The 18,556-nt window shown below is 69.1% G+C and carries 17 protein-coding genes and 1 tRNA gene; 13 read left to right on the top strand and 5 right to left on the bottom strand.

Translation table 11 applies throughout. The features are described from left to right. Positions 1-45: 45 nt before the first annotated feature. A tRNA-Met gene (locus BW41_RS19870) sits at positions 46-122 on the top strand. A 68-nt stretch (positions 123-190) separates the two neighbouring features. On the opposite strand, the gene BW41_RS19865 is transcribed toward BW41_RS19870, so the two are convergent. Beyond that, positions 191-1,108, bottom strand: a complete 918-nt coding sequence (locus tag BW41_RS19865) for a LysR family transcriptional regulator (protein ID WP_037536980.1) — start codon at positions 1,106-1,108, stop codon at positions 191-193. Between the two features lie 57 nt (positions 1,109-1,165). On the opposite strand from BW41_RS19865, the gene BW41_RS19860 reads away from it, so the two are divergent. The 12 genes from BW41_RS19860 (at position 1,166) to BW41_RS19805 (ending at position 15,636) form a co-directional block, all read left to right on the top strand. Then, positions 1,166-2,713: a CoA-acylating methylmalonate-semialdehyde dehydrogenase gene (locus BW41_RS19860; protein ID WP_037536978.1), complete on the top strand. Its 1,548-nt coding sequence runs from the start codon at positions 1,166-1,168 to the stop codon at positions 2,711-2,713. A 4-nt stretch (positions 2,714-2,717) separates the two neighbouring features. Further along, entirely contained in the window at positions 2,718-3,866 is a 1,149-nt protein-coding gene (locus BW41_RS19855) for an acyl-CoA dehydrogenase family protein (RefSeq protein ID WP_037536977.1), read from the top strand. 40 nt (positions 3,867-3,906) lie between these two features. Beyond that, on the top strand, positions 3,907-4,971 hold the full coding sequence (locus tag BW41_RS19850) for an enoyl-CoA hydratase/isomerase family protein (protein ID WP_037536974.1): 1,065 nt from the start codon (positions 3,907-3,909) through the stop codon (positions 4,969-4,971). Further along, on the top strand, positions 4,968-5,876 hold the full coding sequence (mmsB, locus tag BW41_RS19845; RefSeq protein WP_268747124.1) for a 3-hydroxyisobutyrate dehydrogenase: 909 nt from the start codon (positions 4,968-4,970) through the stop codon (positions 5,874-5,876). Before BW41_RS19850 ends, mmsB begins: the two co-directional genes overlap by 4 nt. A gap of 149 nt (positions 5,877-6,025) precedes the next feature. After that, positions 6,026-6,916 (top strand): TorF family putative porin, encoded by an 891-nt coding sequence (locus tag BW41_RS19840; RefSeq protein ID WP_037536971.1) that lies wholly within the window; start codon positions 6,026-6,028, stop codon positions 6,914-6,916. A gap of 107 nt (positions 6,917-7,023) precedes the next feature. Further along, the gene (gene kdpF, locus BW41_RS19835) at positions 7,024-7,113 is read left to right on the top strand and encodes a K(+)-transporting ATPase subunit F (RefSeq protein ID WP_037531783.1); all 90 of its coding nucleotides are present in this window, start codon (positions 7,024-7,026) and stop codon (positions 7,111-7,113) included. A gap of 13 nt (positions 7,114-7,126) precedes the next feature. Continuing rightward, a complete protein-coding gene (kdpA, locus tag BW41_RS19830; protein ID WP_037536970.1) occupies positions 7,127-8,830 on the top strand; it encodes a potassium-transporting ATPase subunit KdpA in 1,704 nt (567 codons plus the stop codon). Positions 8,831-8,841: 11 nt separating this feature from the next. Continuing rightward, on the top strand, positions 8,842-10,878 hold the full coding sequence (gene kdpB, locus BW41_RS19825; protein ID WP_037536969.1) for a potassium-transporting ATPase subunit KdpB: 2,037 nt from the start codon (positions 8,842-8,844) through the stop codon (positions 10,876-10,878). Between the two features lie 59 nt (positions 10,879-10,937). Continuing rightward, positions 10,938-11,510 carry a potassium-transporting ATPase subunit KdpC gene (kdpC, locus tag BW41_RS19820; RefSeq protein ID WP_037536968.1) on the top strand — a complete coding sequence of 191 codons (573 nt, stop codon included), beginning with the start codon at positions 10,938-10,940 and terminating at the stop codon, positions 11,508-11,510. Between the two features lie 13 nt (positions 11,511-11,523). Then, positions 11,524-14,193 carry a sensor histidine kinase gene (locus BW41_RS19815; protein ID WP_037536967.1) on the top strand — a complete coding sequence of 890 codons (2,670 nt, stop codon included), beginning with the start codon at positions 11,524-11,526 and terminating at the stop codon, positions 14,191-14,193. Position 14,194: 1 nt separating this feature from the next. After that, positions 14,195-14,878, top strand: coding sequence for a response regulator transcription factor (locus BW41_RS19810; protein WP_037536966.1), 684 nt, complete (start codon positions 14,195-14,197; stop codon positions 14,876-14,878). Positions 14,879-14,958: 80 nt separating this feature from the next. Continuing rightward, positions 14,959-15,636, top strand: a complete 678-nt coding sequence (locus BW41_RS19805; RefSeq protein ID WP_037536965.1) for an HAD family hydrolase — start codon at positions 14,959-14,961, stop codon at positions 15,634-15,636. A gap of 30 nt (positions 15,637-15,666) precedes the next feature. Here BW41_RS19805 and BW41_RS19800 read toward each other — a convergent pair whose 3' ends face one another. The 4 genes from BW41_RS19800 to BW41_RS19790 all read right to left on the bottom strand — a co-directional run bounded on the left by BW41_RS19800 (position 15,667) and on the right by BW41_RS19790 (position 18,553). Next, entirely contained in the window at positions 15,667-16,416 is a 750-nt protein-coding gene (locus tag BW41_RS19800; RefSeq protein ID WP_051583739.1) for a Crp/Fnr family transcriptional regulator, read from the bottom strand. Further along, complete coding sequence (locus BW41_RS21320) at positions 16,409-16,573, bottom strand: hypothetical protein (RefSeq protein WP_153810812.1); 165 nt, start codon at positions 16,571-16,573, stop codon at positions 16,409-16,411. The genes BW41_RS19800 and BW41_RS21320 overlap by 8 nt, the downstream gene beginning before the upstream one ends. Before the next feature lie 231 nt (positions 16,574-16,804). Continuing rightward, positions 16,805-17,617: a Crp/Fnr family transcriptional regulator gene (locus BW41_RS19795; protein ID WP_051583738.1), complete on the bottom strand. Its 813-nt coding sequence runs from the start codon at positions 17,615-17,617 to the stop codon at positions 16,805-16,807. 132 nt (positions 17,618-17,749) lie between these two features. Then, positions 17,750-18,553 carry an SDR family NAD(P)-dependent oxidoreductase gene (locus tag BW41_RS19790; RefSeq protein ID WP_037536964.1) on the bottom strand — a complete coding sequence of 268 codons (804 nt, stop codon included), beginning with the start codon at positions 18,551-18,553 and terminating at the stop codon, positions 17,750-17,752. Positions 18,554-18,556 lie beyond the last annotated feature (3 nt).

The following is an 18,556-nucleotide window of genomic DNA, read 5'->3' as shown; positions in this document are numbered from 1 at the left end:
GAGAGGCACACCGTGCCGGGCACAACCCCGCACAACACCCAGTGTCGCGGGGTGGAGCAGCCCGGTAGCTCGTCAGGCTCATAACCTGAAGGTCACAGGTTCAAATCCTGTCCCCGCAACCATCCCAAAACACCACCAATGCCCCAGCCCCCACGGCCCGGGGCTTTCGTGCGTTCCCGAGGGCTCGGCCTCACCCCAGCAGCCGCTCCCGCTGCTGCTCTACCTGCGCGATCAGCCAACTCTGGAACGCCTGAACGCGGGCGAGGCGGCGTGTGTCCTGGTGGGTGACGATCCAGAAGGTGCGGCGGATCTGCCGTTCGGGCAGCACCGGTACGAGATCGGCGGACGCGTCGCCGATGAAGCGCGGCAGCACGCCGATCCCGGCCGCCGCCGCGATCAGCCGATATTGCGCGTTGATGCTCGAACTGCGCAGCGTCGGTTCGAGCCCCTCGCCGATCTCGTCGAGATACCGCAATTCCGGCGCATAGAGTAGGTCGGGAATATAGCCGATCAGCGGCAGTCCGGCGAGCGCGGCGACCGAGTCGATCGGCGGGCGCTCGGCCAGGAAGCGGGGATTGGCATAGAGGCGCAGGCTGTAGTCGGCGAGCTTGCGGCTGACCACCGGACCCGACCGGGGGCGGGCGAGCAGGATCGCCATATCGGCTTCACGCCGGGAGGGGTTGAGGAAGCCGCTGGTCGCGGCGAGGTCGATGGTCAGTTGCGGGTGCTCGGCGGTGAAGGCGCGGAGCAGCGGCGCGACGATCCAGGTGCCGAACCCCTCCGACACGCTGACCCTGAGCAGCCCGGTGATCCCGCCGGCATCGGGCTGGCGCTGGATCGGCTCGGCGGCACGTTGCATCGCGCGCACCTGAGCGAGCAGCCGCTCGCCGGCGCTGGTCGGCAGGTGGCCGCTGCGCGATTGTTCGAACAACGTCTGGCCGAGCCGCTTCTCGAGCCGCCGCAGCCGCCGCCCCATCGTCGAGGCGTCCACCCCCATCACCTGCGCGGCGCGCGCGAGCTGGCCGCTTTCGGCAATCGCCAGAAAGGATTGCAGGTCGCTCCACGGCAGGGCGGCCGGGCCGTGCGTTTTTGCAGGTTCGGATTGCATAAACGCTGCTTGCTTGCACGCAGGCAGGGGTGCAGGCAAGCGACCAAGGAGAGAAAGATGCGCGCAATCGACCATGTCATCGTCGGGCAGGGCGGCTCTGCCGGCGGCCGCACCGCGTCGGTGTTCGATCCCAACACCGGTCAGGTCCAGGCGGAGGTGCGGCTCGGCGGCAGCGCCGATCTCGATCGCGCGGTGGCCGCGGCGCAGGCGGCGCAACCCGCGTGGGCGGCGACCAATCCGCAACGGCGCGCGCGCGTGATGTTCCGCTTCAAGGAGCTGGTCGAGCGCGACATGGATTCGCTCGCGGCGCTGCTCTCGTCGGAACACGGCAAGGTGATCGCCGACAGCAAGGGCGATATCCAGCGCGGGCTCGAGGTGATCGAATTCTGCTGCGGCATTCCGCACGTGCTCAAGGGCGAATATACCCAGGGCGCCGGGCCGGGGATCGACGTCTATTCGATGCGCCAGCCGATCGGCATCGGCGCCGGCATCACGCCGTTCAACTTCCCGGCGATGATCCCGCTGTGGATGTCCGGCGTCGCGATCGCCACCGGCAACGCCTTCATCCTCAAGCCGTCGGAGCGCGATCCGAGCGTGCCGGTGCGGCTCGCCGAACTGTTCCGCGAGGCGGGGCTGCCCGAGGGCATCCTGCAGGTCGTGCATGGCGACAAGGAGATGGTCGACGCGATCCTCGATCATCCCGCCATCGGTGCGGTCAGCTTCGTCGGCTCGTCCGACATCGCGCATTACGTCTATCGGCGCGGCGTCGCGGCGGGCAAGCGCGTCCAGGCGATGGGCGGCGCCAAGAACCACGGCATCGTCATGCCCGACGCCGACCTCGATCAGGTCGTCGCCGATCTCGCCGGCGCGGCCTTCGGCTCGGCGGGCGAGCGCTGCATGGCGCTGCCGGTGGTGGTGCCGGTCGGCGAGCGCACCGCCGAGGCGTTGCGCGCCAAGCTGATCCCGGCGATCGATGCGCTGCGCGTCGGCGTCTCGACCGATGCGGAGGCGCATTACGGCCCGGTCGTCACCGCACAGCATCGCGATCGGATCGAGCAATGGATCCAGACCGGCGTCGACGAGGGCGCCGAGCTGGTCGTCGACGGCCGCGGCTTCGCGTTGCAGGGGCACGAGCAGGGCTTCTTCATCGGCCCGAGCCTGTTCGACCATGTCACGCCGACGATGCGCGCCTATCAGGAGGAGATCTTCGGCCCGGTGCTGCAGATCGTCCGCGCGCCCGATTTCGAGACGGCGGTGCGGCTGCCGAGCGAGCATCAATATGGCAATGGCGTCGCCATCTTCACCCGCAACGGTCATGCCGCCCGCGAATTCGCGGCGCGCGTCAACGTCGGCATGGTCGGGATCAACGTGCCGATCCCGGTGCCGGTCGCCTATCACACCTTCGGCGGCTGGAAGCGGTCGGCGTTCGGCGACACCAACCAGCACGGTATGGAGGGCGTCAAATTCTGGACCAAGGTCAAGACGGTGACGCAGCGCTGGCCGGACGGTATGGGAGCGGGCAGCGGCGGCGACCTGCCGCGCGGCAGCGAGGATGGCGGCCCGAGCCGCATCCAGGACGCTTTCGTCATCCCGACAATGGGCTAACAGCATGACCATCGGCCAGTTCGACCTCACCGACGACCAGCGCGAGATCCAGGAGCTCGCGCGCCGCTTCACCGCCGACCGGATCACCCCGTTCGCCGGCGAGTGGGACGAGCAGCACATCTTTCCGCGCGACACGATCAAGGCGGCGGCGGAGCTCGGCTTCGGCGCGATCTACGTGTCCGAGGAGTCGGGCGGGATCGCGCTCGGCCGGCTGGAAGCGGCGCTGATCATGGAGGCGATGGCCTATGGCTGCCCGTCGACCAGTGCGTTCATCTCGATCCACAATATGGCCTCGTGGATGATCGACCGGTTCGGCAGCGTGACGGTCAAGGGCAAGTATTTGCCCGCGCTCGTCACGATGGACCAGCTCGCCAGTTACTGTCTGACCGAGCCGGGCTCGGGATCGGACGCCGCCGCGCTCAAGACGCGCGCGGTGCGCGACGGCGATCATTATGTCGTCACCGGCTCTAAACAGTTCATCTCGGGCGCGGGCGAGAACGAAGTCTATGTGACGATGGTCCGCACCGGCGAGGACGGGCCGCGCGGGATTTCGGCGCTGGTCATCGAGCGCGACATGCCGGGGGTGAGCTTCGGTGCCAACGAGCGCAAGCTCGGCTGGCATTCGCAGCCGACGCGACAGGTGACGTTCGACGGCGTGCGCGTGCCGGTCGAGAATCTCGTCGGCCGGGAAGGCGACGGGTTCCGCATCGCGATGAGCGGGCTCGACGGCGGCCGGCTCAACATCGGCGCGTGCAGCCTCGGCGGGGCGCAGCGCTGCCTCGACGAGGCGGTCCGCTATACCAGGGACCGGCGGCAGTTCGGCAAGGCGATCGCCGACTTCCAGGCGACGCAATTCACGCTCGCCGACATGGCGACCGAGCTGGAGGCGGCGCGCGCGCTGCTCTACGTCGCCGCGGCCAAGGTGACGGGCGAGGCGCCCGACAAGACGCGCTTCGCGGCGATGGCCAAGCGGCTCGCCACCGATACCGGGTCGAGCGTCGTCGACCGGGCGCTGCAACTGCACGGCGGCTACGGCTATCTGATGGACTATCCGATCGAGCGTTTCTGGCGCGACTTGCGCGTCCATTCGATCCTCGAAGGCACCAATCAGGTGATGCGGATGATCGTCGGGCGGGAATTGGTGCGGGAATGATCGGGCGCGCGCACGTCCTCCCCGTGCCGGGGAGGAATAAGTGACCGATGTCATCAGCGAAGTGGCCGGCGGCGTCGGCCGGTTGCGGCTCAATCGCCCGCAGGCGCTGCATGCGCTGACGCTCGACATGTGCACCGCGATGGCCGGGGCGCTCGATCGCTGGCGCGACGATCCGCAGATCGCCGCGGTGCTGCTCGACCACGCGCCGGCGCCGGACGGCGACGCGAAACGGTCGCGCGGCTTCTGTGCCGGCGGCGACATCCGCCTGCTCAGCGAGAGCGGGGCGGGGGACGGCGTCGCGGCGCGGGGCTTCTTCCTGACCGAATATCGGCTCAACTATCAGCTGTTCACCTATGGCAAGCCGGTGGTCGCGGTGATGGACGGGATCACGATGGGCGGCGGCGTCGGCATCGCCTGCCCTTGCCGCTATCGGGTCGCGACCGAGAATACCAAGCTGGCGATGCCCGAGACGGGGATCGGCCTGTTCCCCGACGTCGGCGGCGGCTGGTATCTGTCGCGGCTGCCGGGGCGGATCGGCCATTACGTCGCGCTCACCGGGCACCGGCTGGACGGCGCGGAATGCGTCGGGCTGGGGCTGGCGACGCATTACGTGCCCAGCGCGCGGCTCGATACGCTCAAGGCGGCACTGATCGCGCGGCCGGAGGCGGTCGCGGCTATCCTCGCCGAACAGGCCGTCGAGCCGGGGGCCGCACGGATCCTGGATCATGCCGCCGCGATCGACCGACTGTTCGCCGCCGACCGGCTCGAGGACATTTTCGCCGCGCTCGCCGACGATCCGAGCGCGTTCGCGCAGGAGACGCTGGCGACGTTGCGCACCAAATCGCCGCTGGCGATGAAGGTCAGCCTGCGGCTGCTCCACGACGGCGCCGCCATGCCCGATTTCGCCGCGGAGATGCGGCAGGAATATGCGGTGGCGACGCGCATGGTACAGCAGCCCGACTTTCTCGAAGGCGTGCGCGCGGTGATCGTCGATAAGGATCAGGCGCCGCGCTGGCAGGCGGACACGCCTGCGGCGGTCGACGACGAGGCGGTGGCGCGCATCTTCGCACCGCTGCCGGCGGACGAGGCGTGGACGCCGGGCTGAGCGGCGCAGGCAAAACACAGGAGAGACGAATGGCGCGGATCGGTTTCATCGGCCTCGGCAACATGGGCAGCGGCATGGCCGCCAATCTGGCGGCGAAGGGCCATGACGTTGCGGCCTATGACCTGTCCGCCGAGGCGCTGGCACGGGCCGAAGTCGCGCGCTGCCGCGTCGCCGCCGATGCCGCTGCGGCGGTCGACGGTGCCGAAATGGTGGTGACGATGCTCCCCGCGGGCCGCTTCGTCGAACAGGTCTATGCGGACAGCGTCTTCGCTGCCTGTCCGCCGGGCGCGCTGCTGATCGACTGTTCGACGATCGACGTCGCCACCGCGCGGCGCGTCGCCGCCGCGGCGGAGGAGCGCGGGCTGGTCGCGGTCGATGCGCCGGTGTCGGGCGGGATCGCCGCGGCGCAGGCGGGGACGCTGACCTTCATGGTCGGCGGGCCCGACGCCGCTTATGCGCGTGCCGAGCCGATCCTGTCGGCGATGGGCAAGGCGGTGATCCACGCCGGCGGCAATGGCGCGGGGCAGGCCGCCAAGATTTGCAACAACATGATCCTCGGCGCGACGATGATCGCGACGTGCGAGGCCTTCGCGCTCGCCGAACGGCTCGGGCTCGACGCCCAGGCCTTCTACGATATCGCCAGCGTGTCGTCGGGGCAGAGCTGGTCGATGACGAGCTATTGCCCGGTGCCCGGGGTGGGGCCGGCATCGCCCGCCGACCGGGATTATCAGGGCGGGTTCGCCGCGGCGCTGATGCTCAAGGACCTGCGGCTCGCGATGGAGGCGGCGCGGAGCGTCGGCGCGAGCACGCCGATCGGCGAGCAGGCCGAACGGCTTTACGCCCGCTTCGTCGAGGATGGCGCCGCGACCAAGGATTTCTCCGGGATCATCACCACGCTGCGCTGATCGCCGCCGCGTCGAAGAAAAGCGCGAAACATATGCGCGCTATATGCCTTTGCCGGGAATCGATCTCGATTTGCTACGCGACGTGCGCCTAATCGCACACCCCTGAAGGCGCCGTCACGGGACGGGCGCCGCCAATAAGGGGTGTTGCGATGAACTTGCGTCATATGGCCGTGGTAGCGGCGATGGTGGCGTATCCGGCGGGCGCGGCGGCGCAGGACGTCGCCAAGCCGTCGAGCCCGCAGGCGATCGCCGAACCGCCGACCACGCCGGTCAGGCCGATCACGGTGACCGGCAGCGTATCGGTGCAGAGCGACTATCGGCTGCGCGGCGTGTCGCAGAGCGACGACCGGCCGGCGGTGCAGGGATCGCTGACGATCGCGCACGACAGCGGCCTGTACGTCGGCACCTTCGCGTCGAACCTCGCCGGTTGGGGGACGTTCGGCGGCTCCAATCTCGAACTCGATGCGATCGGCGGCTACAAGCACGCCTTCGGCAGCGCGACGGTCGATGCCGGGCTGACCTGGTACATGTATCCGGGCGGCGCCAGCAAGACCGACTATGCCGAGCTGTTCGCCAAGCTGTCCGGCACCAGCGGGCCGGCGACCCTGCTCGCCGGCGTTGCTTATGTACCGAGCCAGCAGGCGCTCGGCCGATGGTATGACACCGGCGCCGAGGCGGCGGCGGGCGTCTACACGCATCCCGGCGCCAGCCACGACAATCTCTACCTATGGGGCGACGGCGGCGTCGCGGTGCCGCGGACGCCGATCACCGCCAAGGCGCATATCGGCTATTCCCGCGGCAATCGCGGGCTCGGCCCCAATGCGACCAGCGCCGCGCCGACCGGCGCCTATTGGGACTGGCAGCTCGGTGCCGATTACGCGATCCGCAACACGCCGCTGACCGTCAACCTCAGCTGGATCGATACCGACATCTCGCGGCGTGAGGCGGCCTATCTGCAGCCGAGCTTCAGCAAGGGGCAGGACGGCCGCGGGTCGATCGCCGGTTCGACGCTGTTCGCCTCGCTCACCGCAGCCTTCTGAAAAGGAACGACCGATGCAGGATCTGATGTGGATCGCGATCATGGTCGGACTGGTGGCGGCGACGCTCGCCTATGTCCGCCTGTGCGACAATGCGTGAGGGAGCTGACATGACGCTCGACCTCTGGCTGGCGGCGCTGACCGCGCTCGGCCTTCTCGTCTATCTGGTGGCGGTGCTGATCCGCCCCGAACGCTTCTGAAGGAGGCGGTGCGATGACCTTGCAGGGCTGGATCCTGATCCTCGGCTTCGTCGGCATCTTGCTGGCGCTCGCCAAACCCGTCGGCCTGTGGCTGTTCGCCCTGTACGAAGGGCGGCGCACGCCGCTGCACGTCGTGCTCGGTCCGGTCGAGCGCGGCTTCTACGCGCTCGCCGGCGTCGATCCGCAGCAGGAGCAGGGCTGGCGGCGCTATGCCGTCCACATGCTGCTGTTCAACGCGGTGCTGATGCTGTTCACCTATGCAATGCTCCGCGCGCAGGGGATGCTGCCCGGCAATCCCCAGCATCTCGCCGCCGTGGGCGAGCATCTGTCGTTCAACACGGCAATCAGCTTCACCACCAACACCAACTGGCAGAGCTACGGCGGCGAGAGCACGATGTCGAACCTCAGCCAGATGCTGGGGCTGACCATCCACAATTTCCTGTCCTCGGCGACGGGGATCGCGCTCGCCTTCGCGCTGTTCCGCGGTTTCGCGCGGCGCGAGGCGAAGACGGTGGGCAATTTCTGGGCCGACGTGACCCGCATCACGCTCTACCTGCTGCTGCCGCTCTGCATCGTCCTGACCCTCGTCTACATCGCCGGCGGCGTGCCGCAGACGCTCGCCGGGGTGGTCGACGTCTCCACGCTGGAGGGCGCGAAACAGTCGATCCTGCTCGGGCCCGTCGCCAGCCAGGAGGCGATCAAGATGCTCGGCACCAACGGCGGTGGCTTCTTCAACGCCAATAGCGCGCATCCGTTCGAGAATCCGACCGCCTTCACCAACATGGTGCAGATGCTGTCGATCTTCGTGCTCGGCGTCGGCCTGACCTGGTGCTTCGGCAAGGCGGTGGGCAATCCGCGGCAGGGCTGGGCGATCCTGGCGGCGATGATGATCCTGTTCCTCGCCGGCACGTCCGTCACCTATTGGGCGGAGGCCGCGGGCAATCCGGTGCTCCACCAGCTCGGCGTCGCCGGCGGCAATATGGAGGGCAAGGAGGTGCGCTTCGGCATCGCCGCCTCGGCGCTCTTCTCCGTGATCACGACCGCGGCGTCGTGCGGTGCGGTCAATGCGATGCACGACAGCTTCACCGCGCTCGGCGGCCTCGCCCCGCTGTTCAACATGCAATTGGGCGAGATCGTCGTCGGCGGCGTCGGCGCGGGCATCTACGGCTTCCTGCTGTTCGCGATCCTCGCGGTGTTCGTCGCCGGGCTGATGGTCGGCCGCACGCCCGAATATGTCGGCAAGAAGATCGAGAGCCGCGAGGTCAAGCTCGCGGTGCTGGCGATCGCAGTGCTGCCGCTCGTCATCCTCGGCCTCGCCGCGATATCCTGCGTGCTGCAACAGGGGCTGGCGGGGCCGCTCAACAAGGGGCCGCACGGCTTTTCGGAGATCCTCTACGCCTTCACCAGCGCGGTCGCGAACAACGGGTCCGCCTTCGCCGGCCTGACCGCCAACACGCCCTATTATAACGGGCTGCTCGGCGTCGCCATGTGGATCGGCCGGTTCTTCATCATCGTGCCGGTGCTGGCGATCGCCGGCAGCCTCGCCGCCAAGAAATACACGCCGGAAAGCGCGGGCTCGTTCCCGACCACCGGCGGCCTGTGGGTGGGGCTGCTCGTCGGCGTCATCCTGGTGCTGGGCGGCCTCACCTTCCTGCCGAGCCTCGCGCTCGGTCCGATCGCCGATCATCTCGCGATGATCCGCGGCCAGCTGTTCTAACGGGGGCCATCATGGCGAATACCCAGACCAAGAGCCTGTTCACCGCCGACCTCGTCGTCCCGGCGATCAAGGCGTCGTTCGTCAAGCTCAATCCCAGGGAGCTGATCCGCAACCCGGTGATGTTCGTCACCGCCGCGGTCGCCGCGCTGATGACGGTGCTGCTCGCCATCGGCCATGACGGGCTCGGCATCGGCTTCAAGCTGCAACTCGTCGTCTGGCTGTGGCTGACGGTGCTGTTCGGCACCTTCGCCGAGGCGCTGGCGGAAGGGCGCGGCAAGGCGCAGGCCGCCTCGCTGCGCGCGACCAAGGCGGACCTGACCGCGAAGCGGCTCAAGGGCGACGGCCGCCAGTATGACGATGTGCCCGCCAGCCAGCTCAAGGTCGGCGACATCGTGCTGGTCGAGACCAACGACCTGATCCCCTCGGACGGCGAGGTCGTCGCGGGCGTCGCCTCGGTCAACGAGGCGGCGATCACCGGCGAGAGCGCGCCGGTGATCCGCGAGGCGGGCGGCGATCGCTCGGCGGTGACCGCGGGCACGCGCGTCATCTCCGACGAGATCCGCGTCCAGGTGACGGTGGAGCCGGGCAAGGGCTTCCTCGACCGGATGATCGCGCTGGTCGAGGGCGCCGAGCGGCAGAAGACCCCCAATGAGGTGGCGCTGACGCTGCTGCTCGTCGGGCTGACGATCATCTTCCTGATCGCGGTCGCGACCATCCCGGGCTTTGCCGCTTATGCCGGTGGCAGCATCCCGGTGGCGATCCTCGCCGCGCTGCTCATCACGCTGATCCCGACGACGATCGCGGCGTTGCTGTCGGCGATCGGCATCGCCGGCATGGACCGGCTGGTGCGCTTCAACGTGCTCGCCAAATCGGGACGCGCGGTCGAGGCGGCGGGCGATATCGACGTGCTGCTGCTCGACAAGACCGGGACGATCACCGTCGGCGACCGGCAGGCATCGGAGTTCCGCGCGGTCGGCGGCGCCGGCGAGGCGGAACTGGCCGAGGCGGCTCTGCTCGCCAGCCTCGCCGACGAGACGCCCGAGGGGCGGTCGATCGTGCTGCTCGCCCGCGAACGCTTCCGCGTCACCACCACCGCCCTGCCGGACGGGGCCGAGGTCATCCCCTTCACCGCGCAGACGCGCATCTCCGGCGTGCGGATCGGCGGCACGCTGATCCAGAAGGGCGCGGTCGATTCGATCCTGCGCGCCAATGCGGGCGCCGGCGAAACCGCTGCGGCGACCGAGCTGCGGCGCATCACCGACGAGATCGCACGCGCCGGCGGCACGCCGCTGGCGGTGGCGCGCGACGGTCGCCTGCTCGGCGCGATTTTCCTCAAGGACGTGGTCAAGGCGGGCATCCGCGAGCGCTTCGGCGAGCTGCGCACGATGGGCATCCGCACCGTGATGATCACCGGCGACAACCCACTGACCGCCGCGGCGATCGCGGCCGAGGCGGGGGTGGACGACTTCCTCGCCCAGGCGACGCCGGAGGACAAATTGGCGCTGATCCGCCAGGAGCAGACCGGCGGGCGGCTGGTGGCGATGTGCGGCGACGGCACCAACGACGCGCCTGCGCTGGCGCAGGCCGATGTCGGCGTGGCGATGAACACCGGCACGCAGGCGGCGCGCGAGGCGGGCAATATGGTCGACCTCGACAGCGATCCGACCAAGCTGATCGAGGTGGTCGGGCTCGGCAAGCAGCTGCTGATGACGCGCGGCGCGCTCACCACCTTCTCGGTGGCGAACGACGTGGCGAAATATTTCGCGATCATCCCGGCGATGTTCGTCGCGCTCTATCCCGGCCTCGGCGTGCTCAACGTGATGGGGCTGGCGACGCCGCAGTCGGCGATCCTCAGCGCGATCATCTTCAACGCGCTGATCATCCCGCTGCTGGTGCCGCTGGCGCTCAAGGGCGTGACGTACAAGCCGATGGCGGCCGGGCCGCTGCTGGCGCGCAACCTCGCGGTCTATGGCCTGGGCGGGCTGCTCGCGCCGTTCGTCGGCATCAAGCTCATCGACCTCGTCGTCGGCGGCCTCGGGCTGGCGTGATCTGAACACGGGAAAGCCCCTCCCCTGACGGGGAGGGGCTGAAGGTAGGGAATCGTACAATGAACACAGACATCACTACCGCCGTCCGTCCGGCGATCGTCCTGACGATCCTGTTCGCGATCCTGCTCGGGCTGGTCTATCCTCTTGCGATGACGGGCATCGGACAGGCGATCTTCCCCAGCCAGGCGAACGGCAGCCTCGTCCGTGACGGCGGCGGCCGCGTGATCGGCTCGACCGTCGTCGGTCAGGCGTTCACCAGCGACCGCTATTTCCAGACGCGCCCCTCCGCGGCGGGCAAGGGCTATGACGGGCTCGCCTCTTCGGGCTCCAACTACGGCCCGACCAGCCAGGCGCTCGCCGACCGGGTCAAGGCGGATGTCGCCAGGCGGCGCGGCGAGGGCGTGACCGCCATGCCCGCCGATCTGCTCACCGCGAGCGGGTCGGGCCTCGATCCCGATCTGTCGCCGGCGGCGGCGCTGGCGCAGGCGCCGCGGGTCGCCCGGGTGCGCGGACTGCCGGTCGCGCGTGTCGCGGCGCTGGTCGCACCGCTGACCGAGGATTCCCCGCTCGGCGACCGCCACGTCAACGTGCTCGCGCTCAATCAGGCGCTCGACCGCATGACGCGCCGATGAGGAGCGACGGCTGATGGCGGCCGCGCCGCCGCGCCCCGATCCCGACGCCTTGCTGCGCGCCGCGGTGCAGGAGGGGCGCGGGCGGCTCAAGATCTTCCTCGGCGCCGCGCCCGGCGTCGGCAAGACCTATGAGATGCTGTCCGAAGGCGCGGCGCGGCGGCGCGACGGGGTCGACGTCGTCATCGGCGTGGTCGAGACGCACGGGCGCGCCGAGACCGAGGCGCTGACCCGCGGGCAGGAGATCGTCGCGCGCCGCGCCGTTCCCTATGAGGGGCGGACGCTGCACGAGATGGACCTCGACGCCATCCTCGCGCGTGCGCCGCGGCTGGTGCTGGTCGACGAACTGGCGCACACCAACGCGCCCGGCAGCCGCCATCCGAAACGCTATCAGGATGTCGAGGAACTGCTCGCCGCGGGGATCGACGTCTATTCGACCGTCAACATCCAGCACGTCGAAAGCCTCAACGACGTCGTCGCCAGCTTTACCCGCGTGCGGGTCCGCGAGACGGTGCCCGACAGCGTGCTTGAACAGGCCGAGATCGAGGTCGTCGACATCCCGCCCGACGAGCTGATCGAGCGGCTCAAGGCGGGCAAGGTCTATCTGCCGCACGAGGCGACGCGCGCGCTCGGCCATTTCTTCTCCAAATCGAACCTGTCGGCGTTGCGCGAACTGGCGCTGCGCCGCGCCGCGCAGGCGGTCGACGCGCGGATGCTCGACGACGTGCGGGCGCTGGGGCTCGGCGGCACCTGGGCGGGGAGCGACCGGATCGTCGTCGCGATCAACGAACTGCCCGGTGCCGACGGACTGGTGCGCGCCGCCAAGCGCGTCGCCGACAGCCTGCGCGCGCCCTGGACCGCCCTGTTCGTCGAAACGCCGCGCGCCGCGCAGCTCAGCGACGCGCAACATGCCCGCGTCGCCGCGACGATGACGCTGGCGACGCAATTGGGCGCAGCGGTGGCGACCGTGCCGGCGACCAACGTCGTCGCGGGCATCCAGAGCTTCCTCGCCGATGCGCGCGCGACGCAATTGGTGCTCGGCAAGTCGCGGCGCTCGCGCTGGTTCGAACTGCGCCACGGATCGGTGGTCGACCGGGTGATCCGCGACACGCCCGACGTGACGGTGCACGTGCTGCCGATGTCGGGCGGCGCCAGCGAACCGCGCGGCCGGCGCAAGCCCGCCCGCTGGGGCACGCCGCTCGGCTATGGCGTGACAACCGCGCTGGTCGCGGCGGTGACGCTGGTCGCGAGCGCGCTGTTCCACGTCCTCGACCTCGGCAACGTCGCCCTGCTCTATCTGTTGCCGGTGATGGCGGCGGCGAGCCTGTTCGGTCTGCGCACCGGCCTCTATGCCGGCATCGCCTCCAGCCTCGCCTATAATTTCGTCTTCCTGCCGCCGGTCGGCACGCTGACCATCAGCAATCCCGAGAATGTCGTCTCGGTGGTCGTGCTGCTCGGCATCGCGGTGGCGACCAGCCAGCTCACCGCGCGGGTGCGCGCGCAGGCGGACCTCGCCGCGGCGAGCGCGCGGACCAATGCGACGCTCGCCGGCTTCCTGCGCCAGATCGCCGCGGTCAGCGATCTCGACGCCGCCGCGCGGATGATCTGCGACGACGTCCGCCGGCTGCTCGGCGTGCAGGTGGTGCTGCTCGGCCGCGGGCATGGCGCGCAGCTCGACCTGCTCGCCGCGACCGATCCCGCTTATGCACTAAATACGATGGACAATGCCGCCGCAAACTGGGCGTTCGATACCGGCAATGCCGCCGGCAAGGGATCGAATACGCTCGCCGCCTCGGAATGGCTGTTCCAGCCGCTCAAGGCCGGCGAGCGCGTGCTCGGCGTGCTCGGCGTCGCCAGCGAGAGCGGGCGCAATCCGGTGCGCGCCGACCAGCTGCCGCTGCTCAGCAGCCTGATCGACCAATCGGCGCTGGTGCTCGAACGGTTGCGGCTGCAGGCGGAGATGCGCGACGTCGACGTGGTGCGGACCCGCGACCGGCTGCGCGCGGCGCTGCTGTCGTCGGTGAGCCACGACCTGCGCACGCCGCTCACCGCGGTGATCGCGGCGGCGGCGCAGCTCCACCACGAGGTCAGCCCCGAGCTGATCGCGACGATCGAGGGCGAGGCGGCGCGGCTCAACCGCTTCGTCGCCAATCTGCTCGACATGGCGCGGGTCGAGGCGGGGGCGATCAAGCTCAACGTCGAGGCGATCGACCTCAGCGATGCGGTGACCGGCGCCGCGCACGATGCCCGCCGCGCGCTCGAAGGGCATGACGTGCGGCTCGACGTGCCGCCCGACCTGCCGCTGATCCGTGCCGATCCGCAATTGCTCCACCATTGCCTGCTCAACCTGCTCGACAATGCCGGGCGCTACGGCGATCCCGGCACCGCGATCGTCATCGAGGGGCGCAACCGGTTCGGTGAGGTGCGGCTCGCCGTGCTCGATCACGGTCCCGGCCTGCCGCCGGGGCGCGAGAGCGAGGTGTTCGAGACCTTCACCCGGCTGGAGGGGTCGGATCGCGCCGCCGGCGGCACCGGCCTTGGCCTGGCGATCGTCAAGGCGTTCGCCGAAGCGATGGGGATGATGGTCGAGGCACGCAATCGTCCCGACGGCGCGGGCGCGGCCTTTGCGCTAATCTTCCCCAGCGCGCTGGTGCTGCGCGATCCCCCGAACGAAAGCCTGTCCTGATATGCCCGCGACGATCCTGGTGGTGGATGACGAGCCGGCGATCCGGCGGCTGCTGCGCAACACGTTGCTCCGCGCCGGTTATGCCGTGGTCGAGGCGGAGGATGGCCGCGCCGCGCTCCACATGGCGGCGGCGGAGCGGCCGGATGCGATCCTGCTCGACCTCGGCCTGCCCGATCGCGACGGACTCGGCGTCATCCCGCTGCTGCGCAAACAGGGCGATGCGGTGATCCTCATCGTCTCGGCGCGCGATGCGGTCGACGAGAAGGTGACGGCGCTGGATCTCGGCGCGGACGATTTCGTCACCAAGCCGTTCGATACCGAGGAGCTGCTCGCCCGGCTGCGCGTCGCGCTGCGGCATCGCGGACCGGCGGAGGCGGCGCCGCAGGTGGTGGAGCGCGGCGACCTGCGCATCGACCTCGATCGCCGGCTGGTCAGCCGCGGCGGCGAGCCGGTGCATCTAACGCGCAAGGAGCATGACGTGCTGGCGCTGCTGACCCGGCATATCGGGCGGATCGTCACGCATGAAAAGCTGCTCTCGGCCTGTTGGGGCGGCGACGACGATCCGCGCATCGAATATCTGCGCATCGTCATCCGCAACCTGCGCCAGAAGCTCGAAGCCCCCGACCCGGTCGGCAGCGTCATCGCCAACGAACTGGGCGTCGGCTACCGCCTGCGCAGCGACTGACCGGCGGCCGATGCCGCCATCCCTTCGGAACGACCGGCGATCGCCACTGGTTGGCACGATCCAACAACAGGATAGCGGTCATGCCGATCAAGGCGGTTCTTTTCGACATCGACGGTACGTTGGTGGACAGCAACGACATGCACGTGCTCGCCTGGGAACAAGCGTTTGCCGGCATCGGCGCGCAGTTCGACCGGCAGGTGCTGCACGACCAGATCGGCAAGGGCACCGACAAATTGGTGCCGACCTTGCTCCCCGACCTCGACGACGCCGCGGTCGAGGCGCTGGGCGATGCGCATGGCGCGATCTTCAAGCGGCTCTATCTCGAATCGGTGCAGCCGTTCGCGCACGCCTCGGATTTGCTGCGGCACGTCGATGCGCAGGGGCAGCGGGTGGTGCTGGCGTCGTCGGCCTCGGGCGAGGAGCTCGACCATTATCTCAAGCTGCTCGATGCCGAGACGCTGGTGAGCGGGACGACGAGCAGCGACGATGTCGCCGAGACCAAGCCCGCACCCGACATCTTCGCCGCCGCGCTCGACACGCTGGAAGGCGTCACCGCGGCGGAGGCGGTGGTGATCGGCGACACGCCCTATGACATGGACGCCGCGGTGCAATGCGGCATGGCGGCCGTGGCGGTGCGATCGGGCGGATTCAGCGACGATCAGCTCACCGAGGCGGGCGCGACCGCGATCTACGACGATGTCGCCGCGGTGCTGCGCGATTATGCCGGATCGCCGCTCGCTCCGACGCGCGGGGACTGAGCGCGCCGCCACGCACCAGGGTGCCGGTGGTCAGGCGGCCATCCGGAGGCGCAGATAGGCGGGGTCGAACTCGCCCTCATGCTGCAACCGGCGCAGATCGGGGATCGACACTGTACGCCCGTCGGTGACGACGAAGCCGTCGCCGCGCAGCTCCTGCATCATCCGGTTGACGTGGACCGAGGTCAGACCGAGCACGTCACCGAGCTGCTCCTGGGTCAGTGCCATGTCGAAACTGCCGTCATTGATCCCCTGCCGCCCGCAGCGCGCGCTGAGCTCGCAGAGCAGATGCGCGAGCCGCCGTCGCGCGCTTAGCCGCCCGTTGCACACCATCCACCGGCCGAGGATCGCATGATCCTTGAGGGCGATGTCGAGGAACAGCCGCGCGATCGCGGGATAGTCGTCGGCGAGCGCCGCGGCATGCTGGCGACCGATGGCAAGCACCTTGAGCGCCGAGAGCGCACGGATGCCGTGGCCGGCCCGGTGCGCGGCGAGCGCATCGACATTGGCGACATCGCCCGGAAAGATCAGCGCCGACAGCTGGCGCAGGCCGTCGCGGGTGATCGCATAGCGGCACGCCCAGCCTTCGACGATCAGATACAGATGCTGCGACGTCGCGCTCTCACGCAGCAGATCGGCGCCGGCCCGCACATGCTGGACCGACGAGGTGACGTCGGCGAGCGCCTGCCGTTCGTCCTCGCCGAGCAGCGACAGGACGCCGATCGCGGCGTCGGTGTGCGCCCGCCCGGCGATACGCTGTTGCAGCAGGCTTTCTTCAAACATGGCGTCGTTCGCGCCCGGTGACCTCGCCGATCCGCTGCAGATAGGCGGCCGCCAGTTGCCGATGCGCGCAATGCGCCTCGGGGCTGCTTGCCCTGCGGGCCCGTTCGCGCTCGACGACGACGCGGTTCCTGAAATAGTCGAGATCGCCGTCTGCCATGATCCGTCTCCCGTTCCACTCAGGGGCGAAGGAAATCCTTCTGCCACGCGCGCGCCGGATTCGACTGGCGAGTGACGTAGTTGATGTAGATAGGACGGTGTCGCCAATCCTTGCGCTCGCGCAGCTTGACCGGCGATCCGGCGCACATTTACACCGTTCGGGCGACATGATTTCGTGCGGGCGATCGGCGCTGATGTGGATCAGGGCAACATCTTGCACTTGTCTGCCACGCTAGCGGAGTTCGCCTTGCCTGGCGTCGATAGGGTAATCGACTGCCGGATAATCGATCAGATCGCCGACGCGATCACGGACCGCCGGGTCGCCGGACAGGGTGCGTTCGAGGTGGAGGTAATTGGCGGAGAAGCGACCGATCCTCATCAGCCGCGGCGGATCGACCACGGTGAGGCGACGGCTGCGCAATGCGATCAACCCCTCCTCGCGAAAGCGTTGCAGCACGCGGTTGACGTGCGTCGGGGTGAGTCCGGTGGCATCGGCGAGGTCGGTCTGGGTGATCGCGAAGTCGAACGTCTCGCCGTCGGTCTGGCCGACCATCCGGTAGCGCAACAGCATTTCGTAGAGCAGATGGGCGAGCCGCTCGGTGGCGTCGCGGCGGCCGTGGTCGACGATCCGTTCGCGCAGCACGGCCAGGTCGGTCATCGTCCCCCACCACAAGGCTTCGGACACGCGCGACACCTCGCGCAGCAGCGTCTTCATCTCCCCGGCCGGGATCATCGCCGTCGTGCACGGCGCCAGCGCGCCGATCGCATGATCCATCCGCTTGAGCACGAAGATCTCCGCGTCGCACAGGTCGCCGGGGACGAGGAAGGCCATGATCTGCCGCTCTCCGTCCGGCAGGATGGTGTAGCGGCAGGCGATGCCGCTGAGCAGCACGTGGCAGTGATCCGAATGGGCCCCCTCGGCGATGATGTCCGCATGCACGGCGTGGGAACGCTGTCGCCCGACCAGCAGCGCATCGAGCTGCGCGCGCTCATGCGGGGTAAAGCGGGTGAATTGCTCCATCTTCATCGCCCAGGGGTTGATCATGCGACTCTCCATCGCGGCGGCCGATCATCCGGTCTTCGCGCGAGACAGCCTAGCCCTCGGGCATCCTGGCGTCGCCCCGGCAAAAGCCAACGTACTTTAACCGCACGGCTTTGTTCAAGGCGACGGCAGCCGCTAGCCCGCGATGGTGAAGACCGATCCGGAATCGACCCGGATGCCCGCGCCGTTGATGAAGCTCGCCCGCTCCGAACAGAGGAAGGCGACCGCGGCGGCGACCTCTTCGGGCTTGCCGCGCCGCTTGAGCACCATGCCGGGGCGCTCCTCTTCGAGGAAGCTGGCGATCGCCGCATCGAAGCTCTCGCCGCGTTCGTTGGCGCGCTTGCGCATCATCGCGTCGGTCATCGGCGTCGCGATAAAGGCCGGGGACACGGTGTTGACCAGCACGTTGTCGCAGCCATAGGCCTTGGACAGACCCTTGGCGAGGCTGAGGATCCCCGCCTTGGACGCGCAATAGGCGAGCTCGTCGACATAAGGCTGCACCGCGTCTTCGGAGGCGAACAGCACGACCCGGCCCCAGCCCTTGCGGCGCATCGCCGGAATCGCCTCGCGGCACATCCGCACCGCACCCATCAGGTTGATGTTGAGCGTGTCGAGCCAGCCGGCATCGTCGACCTCAAGAAAGTCACCGGTCGCGCCGGTGACGCCGGCGGCGTTGACGTAGATATCTGGCTCGCCGAGCGCGTCGCGCACCTCCGCCCAGATCGCCTTGACGTCGTCCGGCCGGGTGACGTCGCCGGTGACCGCGACGATCTCGCCGAGCGGCGACAGCGCCTCGACCGCTTCGTCGAGCGTGCCGTCGGGCTTGTCGGTGATGGCGACGCGCACGCCGGCTTCGAGCAACAGCCGGGCGGTTTCCTTGCCCATGCCGGAATCGGCGCCGCTGATCAGGGCGATACGGTTGGTGATACCAAGATCCATGGT

The organism is Sphingomonas sp. RIT328 (genome assembly GCF_000632225.1).
Taxonomy (GTDB): Bacteria; Pseudomonadota; Alphaproteobacteria; order Sphingomonadales; family Sphingomonadaceae; genus Sphingomonas; species Sphingomonas kyungheensis.
This window is presented reverse-complemented; position numbering and strand designations above follow the sequence as displayed.

Bases quoted from the DNA above. Each gene is read 5' to 3' on its own strand.
- BW41_RS19810 (WP_037536966.1), top strand. From the start codon at position 14,195: ATGCCCGCGACGATCCTGGTGGTGGATGACGAGCCGGCGATCCGGCGG.
- BW41_RS19865 (WP_037536980.1), bottom strand. From the start codon at position 1,108: ATGCAATCCGAACCTGCAAAAACGCACGGCCCGGCCGCCCTGCCGTGG.
- BW41_RS19855 (WP_037536977.1), top strand. From the start codon at position 2,718: ATGACCATCGGCCAGTTCGACCTCACCGACGACCAGCGCGAGATCCAG.
- BW41_RS19795 (WP_051583738.1), bottom strand. From the start codon at position 17,617: ATGATCAACCCCTGGGCGATGAAGATGGAGCAATTCACCCGCTTTACC.
- BW41_RS19860 (WP_037536978.1), top strand. From the start codon at position 1,166: ATGCGCGCAATCGACCATGTCATCGTCGGGCAGGGCGGCTCTGCCGGC.
- kdpA (WP_037536970.1), top strand. From the start codon at position 7,127: ATGACCTTGCAGGGCTGGATCCTGATCCTCGGCTTCGTCGGCATCTTG.
- kdpF (WP_037531783.1), top strand. From the start codon at position 7,024: ATGACGCTCGACCTCTGGCTGGCGGCGCTGACCGCGCTCGGCCTTCTC.
- BW41_RS19805 (WP_037536965.1), top strand. From the start codon at position 14,959: ATGCCGATCAAGGCGGTTCTTTTCGACATCGACGGTACGTTGGTGGAC.
- BW41_RS19790 (WP_037536964.1), bottom strand. From the start codon at position 18,553: ATGGATCTTGGTATCACCAACCGTATCGCCCTGATCAGCGGCGCCGAT.
- BW41_RS19840 (WP_037536971.1), top strand. From the start codon at position 6,026: ATGAACTTGCGTCATATGGCCGTGGTAGCGGCGATGGTGGCGTATCCG.
- BW41_RS21320 (WP_153810812.1), bottom strand. From the start codon at position 16,573: ATGGCAGACGGCGATCTCGACTATTTCAGGAACCGCGTCGTCGTCGAG.
- BW41_RS19815 (WP_037536967.1), top strand. From the start codon at position 11,524: ATGGCGGCCGCGCCGCCGCGCCCCGATCCCGACGCCTTGCTGCGCGCC.
- kdpB (WP_037536969.1), top strand. From the start codon at position 8,842: ATGGCGAATACCCAGACCAAGAGCCTGTTCACCGCCGACCTCGTCGTC.
- kdpC (WP_037536968.1), top strand. From the start codon at position 10,938: ATGAACACAGACATCACTACCGCCGTCCGTCCGGCGATCGTCCTGACG.
- BW41_RS19800 (WP_051583739.1), bottom strand. From the start codon at position 16,416: ATGTTTGAAGAAAGCCTGCTGCAACAGCGTATCGCCGGGCGGGCGCAC.